The organism is Macrococcus bovicus (assembly GCF_004359575.1).
Classification (GTDB): Bacteria; Bacillota; Bacilli; order Staphylococcales; family Staphylococcaceae; genus Macrococcus; species Macrococcus bovicus.
Map to the genome: position 1 here is coordinate 1 of NZ_SCWF01000008.1, position 16,371 is coordinate 16,371.

A 16,371-nucleotide genomic window follows, 5' to 3' on the forward strand; every position below is an offset into this window, starting at 1 on the left:
TGGTGACTACATTATATAAGAGAGCTTCTTTTTTTGCACTTAAAAACGGAAATTCCTCAATGGAATTTCCGTTTTTCTTTCGAGTCATTATATAAATCGTAGATTTAGTTATTTATGTCCCAGACTCTTTTTATTTTATCTATAATTCTTTACAACCTTAAAAATCGGGTAATACACTAGAAAGGAGGAGCTTGATTATGAGTGAATTTAAATCGATGGACGGTACAATGATTAATTATGAAACAACAGGCTCCGGGGACCCCCTTATTATGATCCATGGGTTAAATGGTAACCTGAAGATGTTTGAAGGAATTAAAGAAGCTCTCGGAGAAAATTATCGCGTTATTACATATGATGTCAGAGGCCATGGCCATTCTGATCGGCCTCAAGATTATGCACTGGATGATCATATCGATGATTGTTTGGAGCTTTTCACACATTTAGATATCAAGAAGGCGCATATTTTAGGCTATTCAATGGGCGCCTATATTGCGCTCGGCTTAGTGACGCGTTATCCGCGAAAAGTAGATAAGCTGATTTTAGTAGGCGCGAAATCGAATGCGGCCGTCAGTTCGTTCGCACGTCTCATGATGGAACATCGCAGTGAAATCAAAAATAAATCTAAAAAAGAAGCGCTCGAAATTCTGAATGATTACATGTTTTATAATAAAGAAAAAGTGAAGGCCTGGCAGAATGCGGTTAATCAATATAGTACGTTGGATGCAAATGAAGAAGCCGTCGCTTCCAGAAGCATCAGCGGTTTTGATTATCGTAAAGAATTACATAAGGTGCCCAATACAACACTCTTGATCACCGGTGAATACGACCGGCTGAATCCGTCAGAAGAGAGTGAACTGATTGCGCGTTATATACCGAACAGTCAACTCGTGAAATTCAAGTATTCTGGTCATGCTCCTCTCGCAGAGGAACCTGAGCGATTTGTCGAGGAAGTACAATCATTTTTGAAACAATAGAATAGAGGGATGATTGATGGCTCATAACTTTTATGATGACAGATTTTTCTTTGAGCAATACAGTCAGATACCACGTTCATTAAAAGGATTGGACGCGGCAGGCGAATGGGCAACATTCCGTGATATGCTGCCATCGCTTGAGAATACGAATGTCCTGGATCTGGGCTGCGGTTATGGCTGGCACTGTGAATATGCAGTGGCGCAGCATGCAGCAAAGGTGGTAGGTATAGATATATCAGAGAAAATGCTGCAGAGAGCGCGGCAGCAGCCCCATGCTGATCAGATTACTTTTATAAAAGGCTCGGTAGATGACCTTGAAGAGATGGGCTTTGAATCGCATGAGTTTGATGTAGTGATGAGTTCATTAGCCTTTCATTATCTGCCTGACTTTGAAACGGTCGTAGAACAAGTAAAAGAAGTTCTGACTTTCAACGGGACTTTTATTTTTAGTATTGAACATCCTATCTACACCGCTCATCATTCACAGGATTGGGTTTATGATGCAGCAGGGAAGCCGGCTCACTGGCCGGTGGATGATTATCAGTATGAAGGTGAAAGACAGGTCGAATTTCTGGAAACGAGAGTGACCAAGTATCACCGGACACTCAGTCATTATCTGAATGTCCTGATAGATCATCACTTTGTTATCGATGGGCTTGCAGAGCCAGTACCTTCTGAAAAAATGCTTGAAGAAAGTCCTCATATGAAAGAGGAACTGAGAAGACCGATGATGTTAATTATATCTGCCAGAAGAAAATAACTTCGACTGATGTCGAAGTTATTTTCAGATGACCTATACAGATGTAAGAGGAGTCCGCTATAATACACATAAGTGAAAAAGATTGTTGAGGTGTATTATGAGCAAGTTTAGTTTGAAGCACATGACAGAAGAGGAAATCAAGCATTATGAGCAGCCGCTTGCTTTTTATCTTCAGCATGAAAAAATAGAGACATTAAAAAACATCTGCAAATACTATCAGATTAAAGGCTATTCCAATAAAAAGAAGGACGAGCAGATTGACTTAATTGTTTCCCATGTATTTAAGGATTTTACGGCAGCTGACCGTATGTTTGAGAACATGTCTGTAGAAGACTATAATGTGTTGAACCATTTACTGATTGCAGATACATTCTCTACAGAAGCAGAGAGGGAAATGCCTGCGCAGAACTTCATGTTTGTTAAGGAAGGCCGGGTATTTATTCCGGCGGATATCAAAGAATATTTACGGCGCTATGTGGTTGAAAAAAGTCAGTCACAGCAGCAAAGTGATGAAGTCAAGCTGCTTGTCAGTGCCGTTAACTTGTACGGTTATTTCTCGCTTGCTCATTATAGATTGCTCGCTGAACGCTTTACGGGGAGTCAGCAGACAGAAGAACAACTGGCTGAAGAACTGCAGGGGATTGCTACCGTAAAGGATGGCTTTGTGCTGAACCCGTTAATTGAAGCAGCCCATTTCAGCGGTATGGGCATAGAATCTAAACGCCAGTATTATATACCAGATACCTGGGAACAGTTCCAGCATTACTTTGCGTTCGAATACTATGAAGATTCACCTGAAATTCAGGCACTCTTGCGCTTCCTTGATTCTTATATCATCGATACCGAACAGCAGAAAGATGTTCAGGATACCATTATCGTGATGATGAAAATGATTGATAATCCGGCGAATTTAACGGCTATTCTGCAGGATATGATTGACCAGAACGTGTTGAGGGCGCTCGACATGAACCAGGCCTCCGTGCTGATGCTGAATGCTTATCAGACCGTTCGTAACTGGCATCTTGGTGGCTATAAGATGATAGAGATGAAACAACCCGTGCCACGCGTGATCAACAAACGTGTAGAGAAAAAAAGCAAAAAAAAGAAAAAGAAAAATATTAGCCGAATTAAAAAATAAGCTGCCAGTGGCAGCTTATTTAAGTTTCATTGACGACAAGGAACGTGACGATCTCCTGAGTATGATTATACCAGTAATGTGGCTCAGTTGCTTTATACATATAGGATTGATGAGGGGACAGATTATAGCTTTCATCTCCGACAACGAGTGTCAATGTCCCCTCGAGGCAATAAACAAATTCCGTCCCTTTATGGGAAATATGTTTTGAAATCTGAGAATTAGGCTGAATCGTAATCTTTAAGGGTTTGAAAATACTGTTGACATGATTACTGAGATCACGATAGTCAAAATTGTTTTGATTGACGACTGCAGTCTCTGTCAGTTCATTATAATCGAAGAAAGCACTTGGGTGGACGCCTAAAACATCCGCTATATTACGCAATGATCCCATAGTCGCGCTGCACTTATCTCTCTCCAGCTGAGATAAAAAAGGAATAGAGAGTTCTGTTTTTTCTGCGATTTGTTTTAAAGTCATCTTCTTTAATAAACGTATTTCTCGTATTTTCTGTCCGATACTCAATCTTGACACCTCTCACCATTCTGATTATTCAAATTATAGCATTTATCAGGAGAATTAAATATACGTTTAAAATATATATTTGATGTTTTTAGACATAAAGATAGAGAGGTTTCAATCTTGGGCAATATTATAGGAAGTGCTTCTAGTTCTTGCTATAATAGACTTAACAACCTAAAGGAGCAATTACTATGACAATCTATGATTACAAGGTACAACTGAGCAGTGGTGAGACGTATGAACTGAATCGCTATAAAGGTCAAGTTATTCTTGTCGTTAATACAGCAAGTAAATGTGGATTTACCAAGCAATTTGATGGTTTAGAAAAATTATACCAATCCTATAAAGACCAAGGTTTTGTTGTCTTAGGTTTTCCTTGCAATCAGTTTGGAAATCAGGAACCAGATACGGCTGAAGAGGCTACAAGTGCATGTCGTCTGAACTATGGCGTCACTTTCCCGATGCATGAGAAGGTTGATGTTAACGGAGAAAATGCAGATCCATTATTCACACATCTTAAGAAAGAAACAAGCGGTCTTTTAGGCAGTGCAGTCAAATGGAACTTCACTAAATTCCTTATTGACCGTGAAGGGAATGTAGTTGAACGATTCAGTCCACAAAAAGAACCTGAAAAAATAGCGAAAGATATTGAGAAATATCTTTAGAGTACATCATTCCAATCAGGGATGAAGGAGTAATAAATGGAAAAAAACAAAATAGATGTTAAATGGAGCACACTGTATCGCCTGCTGAATTTCTGGGTGATTATTTTAGTCATTCTGCAGTTTACGATAGAAAGAGATGTATCACTCTTTATTATCTTGACGCTTGCTGCACTTTTAATTACAGGACTGCTTGATAGCCTGGATCATCAACGTTTCAGACAGAATCAAGGACGTCATCTATTTGATGCGGTGATTTTAGTGCTCTATACATTTCTGACTTATATTTAAAAAGAACTTTACCTGTGCGACAGGTAAAGTTCTTTTTAATGTTCATCTATCTGACGATCAATATTCATGACATAATCAGACTGCATATGAATGGAATCCATTTGCTCAGCTGCATTATACACAGTAATAAAATGCAGAACCTTGAGCAGAGTATGCTCGTTATTCAGACTATCCAGTATTTTATCAAAACCAGCTGAGCGGCAGCGGATTCTCATAAATGAAGGCGCATTTCGGTAGTCTTTGTTTTTAAAAATACTGCATGTCCATCTCTGACCAAAACGATCGAAAATTTCATATTTGCGTTCAATTGAATCCATAGGCAGCCCCCTTTATACTTTTAGGTAAAATAATTATTAGAATGAAATATATTATTTAATTATTTTGTGCGGTCATGACAAGCCATATTTAACGTGTGTAATGATGGCTTAGAGGGTAATGTAAAGTTAATTAAAAGATGGGGTGATAAGAATGGAAATTAAAAAAGAAGTATTCGGTCATTTAAACGGCCGGACAGTCAACCGTTACATCATCAAGACGGATGATATGCGTTTTTCTTTTATTGATTACGGTGCAGCCCTTCAGAAAATTGTAATGCCTGACCGTCAGGGGCATCTGGATAATGTTATTATCGGCTTCGATGTCCTGGAAGATTATATTAACAATAGCACTTATGCAGGATTATGTATAGGCCGAGTTGGTGGCAGAATAGCGAATGCTTCATTCAGATTAGCTGACCAGTTGTATCATCTTGAGAAAAATATGGGGAATCATCATATGCATGGCGGTGCGAATGGTTTAAGTCATCATATATTCGAAACGGAGATCATCGAAAATCATAACAAGAAAGAGATTGCGCTGAAGATGACGACAGAACTGAAATCAGAAGACGACCATTATCCGGGCAATATGAAAGTCCAGATTACGCATACTATCAAAAGCGATAATAGCTGGACGATTCACTATTTTGCAGTGACCGATCAGGAAACGCTCTTCAACCCCACTAATCACACATATTTTAATCTAAACGGCGGGGCGGCAGATGTCACGGATCACTTACTTGCGCTAGAGAGCGCGAGTCACCTCCAGACAGACGATGACCAGATTCCGACAGGTGAATTAATAGCCGTGCAAGATAACATGGATTATAGGCAGCTTAAGCCAGTCCGGCTAGGGCTTGATACGGCTTACCGTTTAACTGGAGACCCTTGCAAGAAACGCATCAAACTTCTTCATGAGGCGTCCGGACGTCAGATTAAGGTTCAGACAGATGCACCCTATGTCGTTGTATATTCAGCAGAAGGAATGGATTTTACTGATAGTACGGGACATCATTTTGGCAGCGGCGCAGGTATCGCGCTTGAAACGCAATCGATGCCGGATGCGATTCACCATCCTGAATTAGATGATATCAGGTTGAAAGAAACGGAAACTTTCCAGACGGCGACGATCTATCATTTCAGTGTACATTCTTAATATTCACCTTTGTGTTCTGTGCGTACGCACTTTATAATAAAGAAAAAGAGATTTAGGATGATGAATGTGGATTATAGAGAAGCACTGCTTAATTTAAATGATAGTGATTTGAAATATATTTACGAACAACTTTTTCAGGAAAGTGCAGCAGAACTTCATCAGATTGAGTTAATAGAGTCTATCCGAAAAGAAGTCTTCACCTCAGAATATCTGAACCGGATTCTGCTGTTGATGCCATCAGATGAGTATGCACTGTTAATGCATGCAGTTGAAGAGAAGCACGAATTTGTCCCTGTTCCCGCTGAGCGTGTCTTCTTTGCGCTGCAATCCCTTCTGATGTTTGAAACAAAACAAGGTATGGTGCTGCCATTTGATCTGAGAGATGAGATCAATCAGCTGAATAAACGTGACCTTGATGAGAAACGTCAGCAGCTTGAGCAGGATCTGGATTTTATAACAGGCGTGTTATTTTTGTATGGCTACGTTCACAGACAGCATGTGGAACAGCTATATAGACAATATTTCGATGAAGAGCTGACAGAAGAGCGTCTTAATCATATGCTGGAACTGTTAGGTATAGAGCAGGTAGAGGATATGATGATTCTGCCGGTCATCAGAGAAGGCTTTGTCGGACAGAAATTACCAGACTATCATGCGGAACATTACTATACACCGAAGACTTTTGAGGAACTCAAACTGTATGCAGGCAGTCATCATCACCAGCACGAAGAATCACTTAATCACTTCCTCGAATTCATTCAGACTCATGCATCTCAGGATGGCAAAGAATCGACAGAGCTGATTGATACTATCCGTTTTCTGATGGTCGCAAGCAACGATGCGAACTTGACCATGGAAGAACTGATTAATCTGTTTGCCAAGGATTTATCTGAACCTGAATTCAAGATGTTCGAACAGTTGTTCATCACCGCTTTAGAAGAGACACGACTGTGGGTTTATGGCGGCAAAAAATTATCAGAAATCAGACAGGAGATTGAAGAACAGGAACAAGCTGAAGAAGAGGAAAAGGAAAAAAAGGTTATTAATCTGGATGTCTTCCGTAAAGACACATAAAAGGATGAGCTGATATGAAAAAACTCTTAAGTGCAAGTTTAATGGCGTTACTCCTTGCAGGCTGTGCAGCAAATGATGACACTAAGCAGGCAACAGAAAAAACGACTGACCATGTGACAACAGAACAAGCCGGCACTGAAAAAGAATCAACTGACCAAATGACAACAGAGCAACCTGCAACAGAGCAACCAGAGACTGATCAGCCGAAGACGGATGCACCTCAAACAGAATCTCCGGCAACAGAGAAGGCAAAAGCAGAGACAGAAGACCCGCAGACAGACACACCGAGCACGGAAAATGCAGAGAAACACAATGATTCCTCTGGAGAAAACGTACCTGTCACACAGGAACTTGCACGAACCGTTAATTATTCAGCGCTTGCCAAACGACAAGTCACAAACTACATGAACCAGATGCCTTCTGCATTTAACAGCCGCGATTTATCGGCGTTAAATACTTATATCAAACAAGATTCTGAAGCAGCCCGTTACTTAAGAAATAAACTGCCGGCTGGTTATTTTGACAACTATCAAATCGCTCGTTTCACGATTGATCAAGTTAAAAATGAAGGATTAAAACAGCATGTTGTCACAACACGCGTGATGACTTCAAATGCCACAGGCGGACAGTGGAAGAAAGTCGTGACGGTTTATGATTTAGTCTATAATCCCGCTACAAAATCAATGCAGATCTATGACTTTAATGATCAGGTCATCTATTCAGTGGATAATGCCCAGGATAAAGCACTCAAGGCTATCAGTGACAAATATAGAATTGCAGCAGAACAGGAAGCGGGGAGCGCGGTTCGTTTTGAAAAAGCAGATCCTGCAGTGGAACAGGATGTCAGTGGTACGTATTACCGTTTTAAAGCAGTCGATGCGCAGAACCGCCTCGTTCATTCATATAAATACTATCAAAAATCAGGACAGATGGTAGTTGAATAAAAAGCGTTCGCTCAAGTTTGAGCGAACGCTTTTTATTCTCCTCGACCGTCTGATTCTTGAGCAGGATGATTGAGCTGTTCTTTCTGGATATCTGATAAAGTATCGTCTTTCTTATCTACTCCGTCGATACTGGCATCGTAATTTTTCGCTTTAGTATCTGGTTGCTGTGTTTCTTTTTTATCTACACCATCTATACTGCTATCATATTGTTTATTCTCAGTCATTATAAAGTCCTCCTTTGAACTTGTGCTTTCACTGTTAAACGTATCAGTTCTTGTTGCTGCTGTATAATGAGCTTCTGCTGTCTTGCCATTCGAGCAAGAAAACCGACGATGCTGAGCAGAAGAACGATGATGACTAGGAAGGGCGACATCAGCAGAAAAAGACTCAAACCGCTGATGTGCAGCCAGTCAGCCATTACTTGTCATCTTCTTCTATCATCTTCTTATCAGTCGGTGGATTTTGATCCAGTTCCTGAACCCCTGCATCTGGCGCCACATTTAATGAATCGTTAACTAAAGCCGCATCATCCTGTGCGCCTTGCTGGTCTAAGTATTCTTTCTCTGTATCCAGAACATCATATTGTTCGTCAGCCATTCATCCCACTCCTCTTTGAAATTAAAAGTTATTAGCTTTTACCCTTCTTTGTTTTGAAGAAACCTGCTTTTATTAAATTTGTTTGACAATGTATCCATAAAATCAGTAAACATGAAAGAAAACTGTAACATCCAAAGTAATTTGCATATGTCATAATGAAACTATTAAAAGAAAGTGGAGGAATCAATCGATGAGAAAGAAGGTTTACGCATTAACGGCTACTGCAGGTGCTTGTGCACTTTATTCATATACAGCAGATGCTAGTGAATATACAGTGAAAGCAAATGATTCATTATGGACAATCGCAACTCAGTATAATACATCTGTAGCAGAACTAAAAAGTCTGAATAACTTAACGTCCAACTTAATATTTGTTAATCAGAAACTGCAGGTGCCAGACGGCTCTTCTTATACTCGTCCTACGACAACTGCGCGTGCTGTTCAGACGACTCAAACTACTTCAGCAACTGTTCATACTGTACAGGCAGGTGAAAGTTTATCAGTCATTGCAGCTAAATATGGGACTTCTTATTCTAAGATCATGAGTCTGAATAACCTGAACTCTTATTTAATTTTTCCTGGTCAGAGACTTAAAGTGACAGGAACAGTGACCACTCAAGTTACGCCGGCGCCAGCAACCACTGTAACTACACCTGTGGTCTCTTCAGCACCTCCTGGCAAGTATACGGTGCAGGCAGGAGATAGCTTATGGCTGATTGCGAATAAGTTCAATGTCTCTATTTCAGATATTCAGCGCTGGAACAATCTGAGCTCATACCTCATCTTGCCGAATCAGCAGCTTGTTGTGTCAGGTAATGCCAGTTCAACTGTGACAACAACGAAGCCACAGACAACAACAACTTATACAACATCAACTACAGTGCAGCATGCACCAACTACGGGACCTGTCTTCAACCATCGTAATCTGTATGATTATGGTCAATGTACTTGGCATGTCTTCAATCGTCGTGCTGCTATTGGTAAAGGAATTTCTACATACTGGTGGAATGCGAATAACTGGGCAAATGGTGCGCGTCAGGACGGTTATGTGGTTAGTTATACTCCGACTGTTGGTTCTATTGCACAATCATCAGAAGGTCCATTAGGACACGTGGCATTTGTTGAACGTGTTAATCCTGACGGTAGTATCCTTGTGTCGGAAATGAACTATTATACCCCACCGACAATCGTCGGTTACCGCACAATAAGCCTTGCTGAACGTAGCCGCTACGTCTTCATCCAATAGTAAAAAGCATTGTTTCGTCAAGAAACAATGCTTTTTTTATAGACCCAATTTTTTGAGAAGCATATTCAGCAGCTCATCGATAAGATCGTAGAGAAACTGTCGCAGTTCTTCTATTACATCAGTTTCCTGCTGACGTTCTTGTTCTGTGGCATTGAAGCCTTCACCGTCTTCATTGACGAATCCATCCATAGACCATATTTTGAGTTTTTTGCTTTTGGCCTGTCGCTCCGCTTCCTGCAGTTCAGTTAAATGGTCTTTCTGCTGGTAGATATAACCGACACGCGCATAGCCTTCACGCACAAGCATTTCATTGACCATCTTATCGCCGCAATACAGGTAGACAAGCTCACGTTTATAACGGTCATAACGACCTTTAGAATCATGCTCAATACTCAGGTCACAGCGTGAGACGAGCGATTTCGTATAATCTGCTGCCTCCAGACTATAAGGCTGGACAGGTGTATTCGGTTTCTTGGATTCAGGGGTATCAACCAGTAAGAGACGTACTGTTTTCTTATGACCATGCTGTTTAACGGATAATGTATCACCATCTATCACCCGGTCAAGTGTGACGGGAATACGCTCAGCTGCTTGAACAGGATGGGCGCCCAATAGAGTCAGCAGACAAATAATAATGAAATGTTTCACGTCTTCCTCCTTAATTAGATATTTTTATATTATAGCATTATGTTAGAATAACAGCGAGGTGACGTTATGAAATGGCGTGGGATTTTGCTCTGTACCGGTATTGCAGTGATGGCGACTTTGGCCGGGCAGTTGATACCGCTGATCGGTGCAGCAGTGTTCAGTATTATCATGGGAATATGTGTCAGACCCTTTATACAAATGGATAAAATAAATACAGGCGTGAAATTCTGTTCGAAGAAAGTGCTGCAGGCCTCTATCGTATTGATGGGGCTGACGCTTAACTTTAAAGTAGTGGCGTCACATGGATGGTCTTCCCTGCCGCTCAGCCTGTCTACTATAGCAGCGGCGCTTATCGCAGGTTTAATTTTGGGTAAAATGCTGCAGGTGAAGAGCAAGCTGAGAACGCTGATTGCGGTCGGTACAGCGATATGCGGTGGATCTGCAATTGCGGCGGTGAGCCCGGTTATTGAAGCGGAAGACGAAGAAATCGCCTATGCTATTTCAACTATTTTTCTCTTTAATATTCTGGCAGTCTTTCTTTTTCCTGCCATAGGTCATATGCTGACTATGTCACAGGAAACGTTTGGCTACTTTGCAGGTTCGGCTATCAATGATACAAGCAGTGTAGTGGCTGCCGCCTATACATATGGTCCGGAAGCGGGTTCGACTGCGACAATCGTCAAGCTACTGAGGGCATTAATGATAGTGCCGCTTTGTCTCGGTATCGTCTTCATAAACCGTAAGAGTGTCTCTGTAAGACGCATCTTTCCATGGTTCATCCTTTATTTCATTATCGCAAGTATGATTGCGACAGTAGTACCGATACCGGTTGCTTTGTCTGCAGCCATTAAGCAGTTGTCCTTGTTTCTGATTGCAATCGCAATGAGCGCAATCGGACTATCAGTAGATCTGAAACAGTTTAGAAAGCTGGGTTATCAACCTGTGTTATTAGGTGCAGTACTTTGGTTTATTGTCACAGCTGTCAGTCTTATGATACTTTCTAAGTAGGTGAAATTAATGAAAAAACTCATATTGACCACATTACTCGCATTTATCGCGGTGTTCTTTCAGAAAAATAAGGCAGAATAACTAAGGGGGTACGCAGAATGAATTATTTCTGGTTGAACTGCGGATATAACCGCTTTAACCATTTTGAAAATCTAGTAGGACAAGTTTCAATATTTGACTCATCTGTTCACTTCAATCCATCAGAAGGCTACGCTGCATTCAAGCGGGTGCAAGTGGGGGATAAAGTCATCTTTTATCAAGTGCAGAATAAAATCGGCCTGTTGGGTGCGGGTACAGTAGTGAAATTCGAGGAGCCGCGAAGAGGACAGATTAAAATTCATTTTAAGTTCGAGGAGAATCTGCTGCCGCTCGCAAAAGATTATCTTGAGCGTAATGAGCAGCTGAAGCTCTCACTCTTTAGAATGAAAGAGCAACTTCTCAATCAGATTAATAAAGAAGATTATGACTTGATCATGGGATTAGGACGCGGCGAAGAGAAGATTGACCGCTACTTCCTGATGAGAGAGATGGATGATTTCCAGCCTGACGAGAAATATACGATTTTCACTAAGACGGTCAATGGAATTGAACGCAACGGTTTCAAACACTACAAGGAAATGCAGCGCGGCGATAAAATCATCATCTATCGAACGGCACCGGAGCGTGGAATTTATGGCACAGCAGTTGTTGAAGAAGCCATGCATAAAAAACCGGTCATGATGGGGCGGACTGATACAACAGCTATCACGATTAAATATACGGGAGATATCAAGCACCGGACCATTTATGATCTTGACCGCGAACCGATGCTACGCGCACAATATTTCGTGGGAGAAGACTGGAACGAATCGGTGACAGAGCTGACGAAGATTCAGTATGAGGCGATGCTCAATCCTTCTGAGCAGGAAGAAGCGCCGGCGATCACTTCGTATGCAGAACAACTGGCAAAAGCAGCACCGAAGAAAGCGGACAGCATCGTCACTTATACAGCTGGAGAAAAGCAGAAGGAACCGAAGATAACTCCTAAAATGATGCATATTTTTATCACGGATCACTATACACCTAAAGTGCTTGAAGTCGCTGAATTAGAGGCGTCAACGCCCCACGTTGTTGCGGACGACAGCTGGACACAAGGAATGTTATACGGACAGTACGTTAAAGAGGGTGAAGATACCGTGATAAAAGAAGGTGTCATCACACGTGCACTACAGAATCAGTCGTCGCTCATCATTGAAGATATCGAACAGCTTGATCCACGTTATTTAAAGCCGTTGCTGCATGCAGTAGCGGGACGGACGATTGAGCTGGGTCTCGGCACAATGACAATCGGCAGAGAAGACGCCACTTATCATGTCACTGATCGTTTCAAACTTGTAGGACTGACTGCTTTGACGATTGAGCAGATAGAGCAGCATTTTCCGAAGGAGATGCATCAGTATATCAAGGTCTATCAATTGAGAAATAAGTAAATAATATTGATAAAGAATCCTTATTAGTGTAGTGCACGCCGAAAGCTAGACATTAGGTCTAGCTTTCGGGGTGTTTTAATTTGGCCCAATAAAATTTGGAGTTCAAGCTTAAAGTAAGCTATGAATAAGTTATAGTAATGATGATTCTATTACATACTGGATAATGTAATATTAATAATATTCAATGTGCACAAGCAAGGCTCCTAGGCTGATTAAATAAGTGGAAATTAACTAAATCCCTCCAAATAAAATGCTATGAAGACTATCTTTTATATGACTTTAATGTCACGGTCAGGAATCACACGCAAATTGAAATTACAAGTTAGCCACTCTGACAAATCTAGTTCATATAGAATCCTAGGGATTCACTGAGTATGTTCTCTTTAATTAATTCCTTCAGGAATACTTCGAGGGCTGACCGGCCGTTTAATATTTTCCTTGGATAGTTGTTCATTCATTCCTGAATCTTATGGACAAGATGATCAGTCACTGTTGAAATAGGCTTACCTTTAGATATATGACGGCGGATAAACCTGTGCTGATTTTCTTTTGTACCTCGTTCCCAGGAAGAATAAGGGTGTGTGAAGTACACATCAGTGATTCCCTTAAGACATTCAGAAAGTCCGCTGAATTCAGAGCCGTTGTCTGAAGTGATGGATTTAAATACTCTAGGAAAGGAAGCTCCGATTTCTTCAATCAGCTCACTTGCTGCTTTATCAACGTGTTGTCTTTGCTTGCCATCAATCTTCATGACGATTTCGTAACGGCTCTTGCTTTCAACCAGAATAAGAAGCACTTGGTCCTTCTCTGTCTTTTGACCGATCACTGTATCTATCTCTCAGTGACCGAAGGTAGTATGTGCATCAACGACTTCAGGACGGAATTCAATAGATTCGCCCAGCACTTTCCTGTTGATCCTGGTAAAGCCTTTCGGCTTTCTGGGTTTAAGTCTGAGCTTCATCAGGAGATTGATATTCCTTGTCCTTATCAGTTTCTGATCGATCCAGTTGTAGAGCGTCTTCACACAGGGTATCAATTCCTCAGCGAATTGTCTGGACGCTTTAGCCTTCATAATGACAGCGGCAGGTGATAAACCCTGATGTATCATCAGTTCATCTGCCCATTCAACAAAAGGATTGCCTGTGATGGCAAGAGGACGTCGTCCTGATCTGATACGATTTTCATAATATCTGTCCAGTGCCAGATCGGGTGAGTAGACTGATTGATAGTAGGTATAGGTCTTATTGTTCTGTACCTGCTGATTCTTCCTCGTGTAAGAACCCCGTTTTACCTCATTATTGATAGTCTGTGGCGCTCTGCCGAGTTTTCTAGCGTTCTGCCTGTTGGAGTAGTTCTCATTAAGCAGAGACTGGATAATGATTCGTTCATCTCTGGAAAGCTGTTTGCCCTTTGGCGTTTTCGTTATACCATTGATATGCGTCATGCGAATTCAATCCTTTATTGTTTATGTGAGAACTACAATATTAACATGGATTCATTATAGCGTATTTTTTTATGGAATCATTTGATTTATTTCCTCCTCAGGTGGCTCACTTGATTATAAAACCTGCCATTAAAAAAACATTCGCCTTAAATACATTTTTAGTTTAAAATATATGAGTAACACTTATATATGTCTTTGTTCAATGATATATGAAAGTAGGGAAGTCTTTTGACGGTAAAAGAGTCGACACAGATTGCATTTGATTTTTTTGAGGGAGTTAATAAAACGAGGGAAATATTAAATGAATTTCTTTCTAACTATAATTTGAATTTATACGATATTGAACTTCTTCTTATCGTCTATAAACATCGTAAAATACAGCTTAGAACGATTGTCAATGATGAGTTGATTAAAGCTAATCAAATTAATAAGTCGGTTAGGAACCTATATAATCTTAAACTTATAGATAAGAAACGTTTGCCCAAAGATGAACGTACAGTACAACTTTTAATCAGAGAGTCGAGCCGAGAGCAAGTAGAACGTGTGATTGAGCAGTTCAGTGATAAAGTAAAAAAAATTAATTTAGGTTACAATCTTTAATATAGGCACTTAGTATTAAAGTGTTATTTTTAGTATAGTAATTCCTGATACACTCCATTAAAATGTAATTGAAAGCGATTACATAAAGGGGTGTTTTAATGGAGAACAAGCAAAGAAGAGAAATCACTATTGGGTGGGCGTTACTTCCACTTCTCTTCATGATTGTCAGTATGTTCGGTGCAGTTTATTTCCTAGAACTTGCACCGCATATACCGCTCATGATAGGTACAACTATTGCGGCACTTGTTGCCTATTATCATGGTTTTAGCTGGGAAGAAGTTGAAGAGATGATGTATAAAGGGATTAAATTGGCTTTACCTGCAATTATCATCATTATTTTGGTCGGTCTGGTTATTGGGGCCTGGATTGGTGGCGGCGTTGTGGCAACAATGATTTATTACGGTCTTAAGGTTATTTCGCCTTCTATGTTTCTGATGACCATCTGTATTATCTGCGGTATCGTCGCTCTAGCTATCGGATCATCTTGGTCAACGATGGCGACAGTCGGTGTAGCAGGTATGGGAATTGGACTAAGTATTGATATTCCGCCAGGCATGATTGCCGGTGCTGTTATTTCAGGTTCTTATTTTGGGGATAAGATGAGTCCGTTATCTGATACAACAAACCTAGCTGCAGGTCTGACGGGGACGGATTTATTTGATCATATTAAACATATGTTTTATACAACGATTCCAGGACTGGTTATTGCGCTGATTGCCTATTACTTTATTGGACGACAGTTCAGTGGTGCTCATCTGGATGTGGAAAAAATTAATTCAATTAATACGGGTATGGAAAATCAATTTGTCTTATCACCGTGGCTGTTACTTATTCCGATAATTGTTATTATTTTAGTCGCAGTCAAAGTTCCGGCTGTGCCTGCTTTAGTGGTAGGGATACTGTTAGGATTTGGGGCCCAGGTTCTTGTTCAGGGAGATTCGATTCTACAGGCGGCTACGACTTTGCAGTCTGGATACGTCATTGATTCTCAAGATAAATTCTTAACTGGGCTATTCAATAAAGGTGGACTTGAATCGATGTTCTTCACGATATCGATGACTATTGTGGCCATGACGTTCGGCGGCATTTTGGAATACAGCGGCATGCTGACAGTCATCATTAATATTATTCTTAGATTCGCCCGGAACACAGGCAGTTTAGTAGCAGCTACAGTAGCAAGTTGTTTTGCGACAAATGTGACATGTTCAGAACAGTACATCAGTATTGTAGTACCAAGCCGAATGTATATTAAAGCTTATATTGATAGAGGGTTGCATCCTAAAAACTTGTCTCGCGCACTGGAAGATGGTGGGACGCTGACAAGTGTCTTTGTCCCATGGAATACTTGCGGGGTCTTTATACTCACAACATTAGGTGTACAAGCTTATGAGTATGGACCATACGCAGTACTGAATTACGTCATTCCATTTATTTCGATTTTCTTCGGTTTTATCGGATTTAAAATAGTGAAGATGACAGATACAGAAAAAGTTTACTATAGTGAAAAATCTTTAGGATAGATACGG

General features: G+C 40.7%; 19 protein-coding genes and 1 pseudogene. 13 read left to right on the forward strand and 7 right to left on the reverse strand.

All coding sequences use genetic code 11. From position 1 onward, the window contains the following. Positions 1-197 precede the first annotated feature (197 nt). The 3 genes from ERX55_RS07655 to ERX55_RS07665 all read left to right on the forward strand — a co-directional run bounded on the left by ERX55_RS07655 (position 198) and on the right by ERX55_RS07665 (position 2,872). Positions 198-974 carry an alpha/beta fold hydrolase gene (locus ERX55_RS07655; RefSeq protein ID WP_133451986.1) on the forward strand — a complete coding sequence of 259 codons (777 nt, stop codon included), beginning with the start codon at positions 198-200 and terminating at the stop codon, positions 972-974. Between the two features lie 16 nt (positions 975-990). Further along, the gene (locus ERX55_RS07660; RefSeq protein WP_133451987.1) at positions 991-1,734 is read left to right on the forward strand and encodes a class I SAM-dependent methyltransferase; all 744 of its coding nucleotides are present in this window, start codon (positions 991-993) and stop codon (positions 1,732-1,734) included. 97 nt (positions 1,735-1,831) lie between these two features. Continuing rightward, a complete protein-coding gene (locus ERX55_RS07665; RefSeq protein ID WP_165983746.1) occupies positions 1,832-2,872 on the forward strand; it encodes a globin family protein in 1,041 nt (346 codons plus the stop codon). A gap of 19 nt (positions 2,873-2,891) precedes the next feature. Here the strand turns inward: ERX55_RS07665 and ERX55_RS07670 are convergent, their stop codons facing one another. Further along, positions 2,892-3,392 carry a helix-turn-helix domain-containing protein gene (locus tag ERX55_RS07670; RefSeq protein ID WP_165983747.1) on the reverse strand — a complete coding sequence of 167 codons (501 nt, stop codon included), beginning with the start codon at positions 3,390-3,392 and terminating at the stop codon, positions 2,892-2,894. Positions 3,393-3,580: 188 nt separating this feature from the next. On the opposite strand from ERX55_RS07670, the gene ERX55_RS07675 reads away from it, so the two are divergent. Together ERX55_RS07675 and ERX55_RS07680 are read left to right on the forward strand one after the other, a co-directional pair. After that, positions 3,581-4,054, forward strand: a complete 474-nt coding sequence (locus ERX55_RS07675) for a glutathione peroxidase (protein ID WP_133451990.1) — start codon at positions 3,581-3,583, stop codon at positions 4,052-4,054. Between the two features lie 36 nt (positions 4,055-4,090). Further along, positions 4,091-4,342 carry a hypothetical protein gene (locus tag ERX55_RS07680; RefSeq protein ID WP_133451991.1) on the forward strand — a complete coding sequence of 84 codons (252 nt, stop codon included), beginning with the start codon at positions 4,091-4,093 and terminating at the stop codon, positions 4,340-4,342. Positions 4,343-4,377: 35 nt separating this feature from the next. Here the strand turns inward: ERX55_RS07680 and ERX55_RS07685 are convergent, their stop codons facing one another. Then, on the reverse strand, positions 4,378-4,659 hold the full coding sequence (locus ERX55_RS07685; RefSeq protein ID WP_133451992.1) for a hypothetical protein: 282 nt from the start codon (positions 4,657-4,659) through the stop codon (positions 4,378-4,380). 151 nt (positions 4,660-4,810) lie between these two features. On the opposite strand from ERX55_RS07685, the gene ERX55_RS07690 reads away from it, so the two are divergent. From ERX55_RS07690 to ERX55_RS07700, 3 genes are all read left to right on the forward strand, one after another. Next, positions 4,811-5,815 carry an aldose epimerase family protein gene (locus ERX55_RS07690; RefSeq protein WP_133451993.1) on the forward strand — a complete coding sequence of 335 codons (1,005 nt, stop codon included), beginning with the start codon at positions 4,811-4,813 and terminating at the stop codon, positions 5,813-5,815. A gap of 66 nt (positions 5,816-5,881) precedes the next feature. Further along, on the forward strand, positions 5,882-6,889 hold the full coding sequence (locus ERX55_RS07695; RefSeq protein ID WP_133451994.1) for a hypothetical protein: 1,008 nt from the start codon (positions 5,882-5,884) through the stop codon (positions 6,887-6,889). 14 nt (positions 6,890-6,903) lie between these two features. Then, positions 6,904-7,833 (forward strand): TcaA NTF2-like domain-containing protein, encoded by a 930-nt coding sequence (locus ERX55_RS07700; RefSeq protein ID WP_133451995.1) that lies wholly within the window; start codon positions 6,904-6,906, stop codon positions 7,831-7,833. A gap of 32 nt (positions 7,834-7,865) precedes the next feature. On the opposite strand, the gene ERX55_RS07705 is transcribed toward ERX55_RS07700, so the two are convergent. The 3 genes from ERX55_RS07705 to ERX55_RS07715 are packed head-to-tail and all read right to left on the reverse strand — an operon-like array spanning position 7,866 to position 8,430. Continuing rightward, complete coding sequence (locus ERX55_RS07705; protein ID WP_133451996.1) at positions 7,866-8,057, reverse strand: hypothetical protein; 192 nt, start codon at positions 8,055-8,057, stop codon at positions 7,866-7,868. Then, complete coding sequence (locus tag ERX55_RS07710) at positions 8,057-8,251, reverse strand: hypothetical protein (RefSeq protein WP_133451997.1); 195 nt, start codon at positions 8,249-8,251, stop codon at positions 8,057-8,059. The genes ERX55_RS07705 and ERX55_RS07710 overlap by 1 nt, the downstream gene beginning before the upstream one ends. Next, positions 8,251-8,430: a hypothetical protein gene (locus tag ERX55_RS07715; protein ID WP_133451998.1), complete on the reverse strand. Its 180-nt coding sequence runs from the start codon at positions 8,428-8,430 to the stop codon at positions 8,251-8,253. The genes ERX55_RS07710 and ERX55_RS07715 overlap by 1 nt, the downstream gene beginning before the upstream one ends. A 190-nt stretch (positions 8,431-8,620) precedes the next feature. Between ERX55_RS07715 and ERX55_RS07720 the strand changes: the two genes are divergently transcribed. Next, positions 8,621-9,676, forward strand: a complete 1,056-nt coding sequence (locus ERX55_RS07720; protein WP_133451999.1) for a LysM peptidoglycan-binding domain-containing protein — start codon at positions 8,621-8,623, stop codon at positions 9,674-9,676. Positions 9,677-9,712: 36 nt separating this feature from the next. Here ERX55_RS07720 and ERX55_RS07725 read toward each other — a convergent pair whose 3' ends face one another. Further along, a complete protein-coding gene (locus tag ERX55_RS07725; RefSeq protein WP_165983748.1) occupies positions 9,713-10,324 on the reverse strand; it encodes a thermonuclease family protein in 612 nt (203 codons plus the stop codon). Positions 10,325-10,390: 66 nt separating this feature from the next. Between ERX55_RS07725 and ERX55_RS07730 the strand changes: the two genes are divergently transcribed. Together ERX55_RS07730 and ERX55_RS07735 are read left to right on the forward strand one after the other, a co-directional pair. Next, a complete protein-coding gene (locus ERX55_RS07730) occupies positions 10,391-11,332 on the forward strand; it encodes a YeiH family protein (protein ID WP_133452001.1) in 942 nt (313 codons plus the stop codon). 98 nt (positions 11,333-11,430) lie between these two features. After that, positions 11,431-12,801 (forward strand): hypothetical protein, encoded by a 1,371-nt coding sequence (locus ERX55_RS07735; RefSeq protein WP_133452002.1) that lies wholly within the window; start codon positions 11,431-11,433, stop codon positions 12,799-12,801. 340 nt (positions 12,802-13,141) lie between these two features. Here the strand turns inward: ERX55_RS07735 and ERX55_RS11685 are convergent. Beyond that, positions 13,142-14,245: pseudogene (locus ERX55_RS11685) on the reverse strand (IS30 family transposase). 228 nt (positions 14,246-14,473) lie between these two features. On the opposite strand from ERX55_RS11685, the gene ERX55_RS07750 reads away from it, so the two are divergent. Together ERX55_RS07750 and nhaC are read left to right on the forward strand one after the other, a co-directional pair. Next, positions 14,474-14,845 (forward strand): transcriptional regulator, SarA/Rot family, encoded by a 372-nt coding sequence (locus ERX55_RS07750; protein WP_133452005.1) that lies wholly within the window; start codon positions 14,474-14,476, stop codon positions 14,843-14,845. 98 nt (positions 14,846-14,943) lie between these two features. After that, positions 14,944-16,365, forward strand: a complete 1,422-nt coding sequence (gene nhaC, locus ERX55_RS07755; RefSeq protein WP_133452006.1) for a Na+/H+ antiporter NhaC — start codon at positions 14,944-14,946, stop codon at positions 16,363-16,365. Positions 16,366-16,371 lie beyond the last annotated feature (6 nt).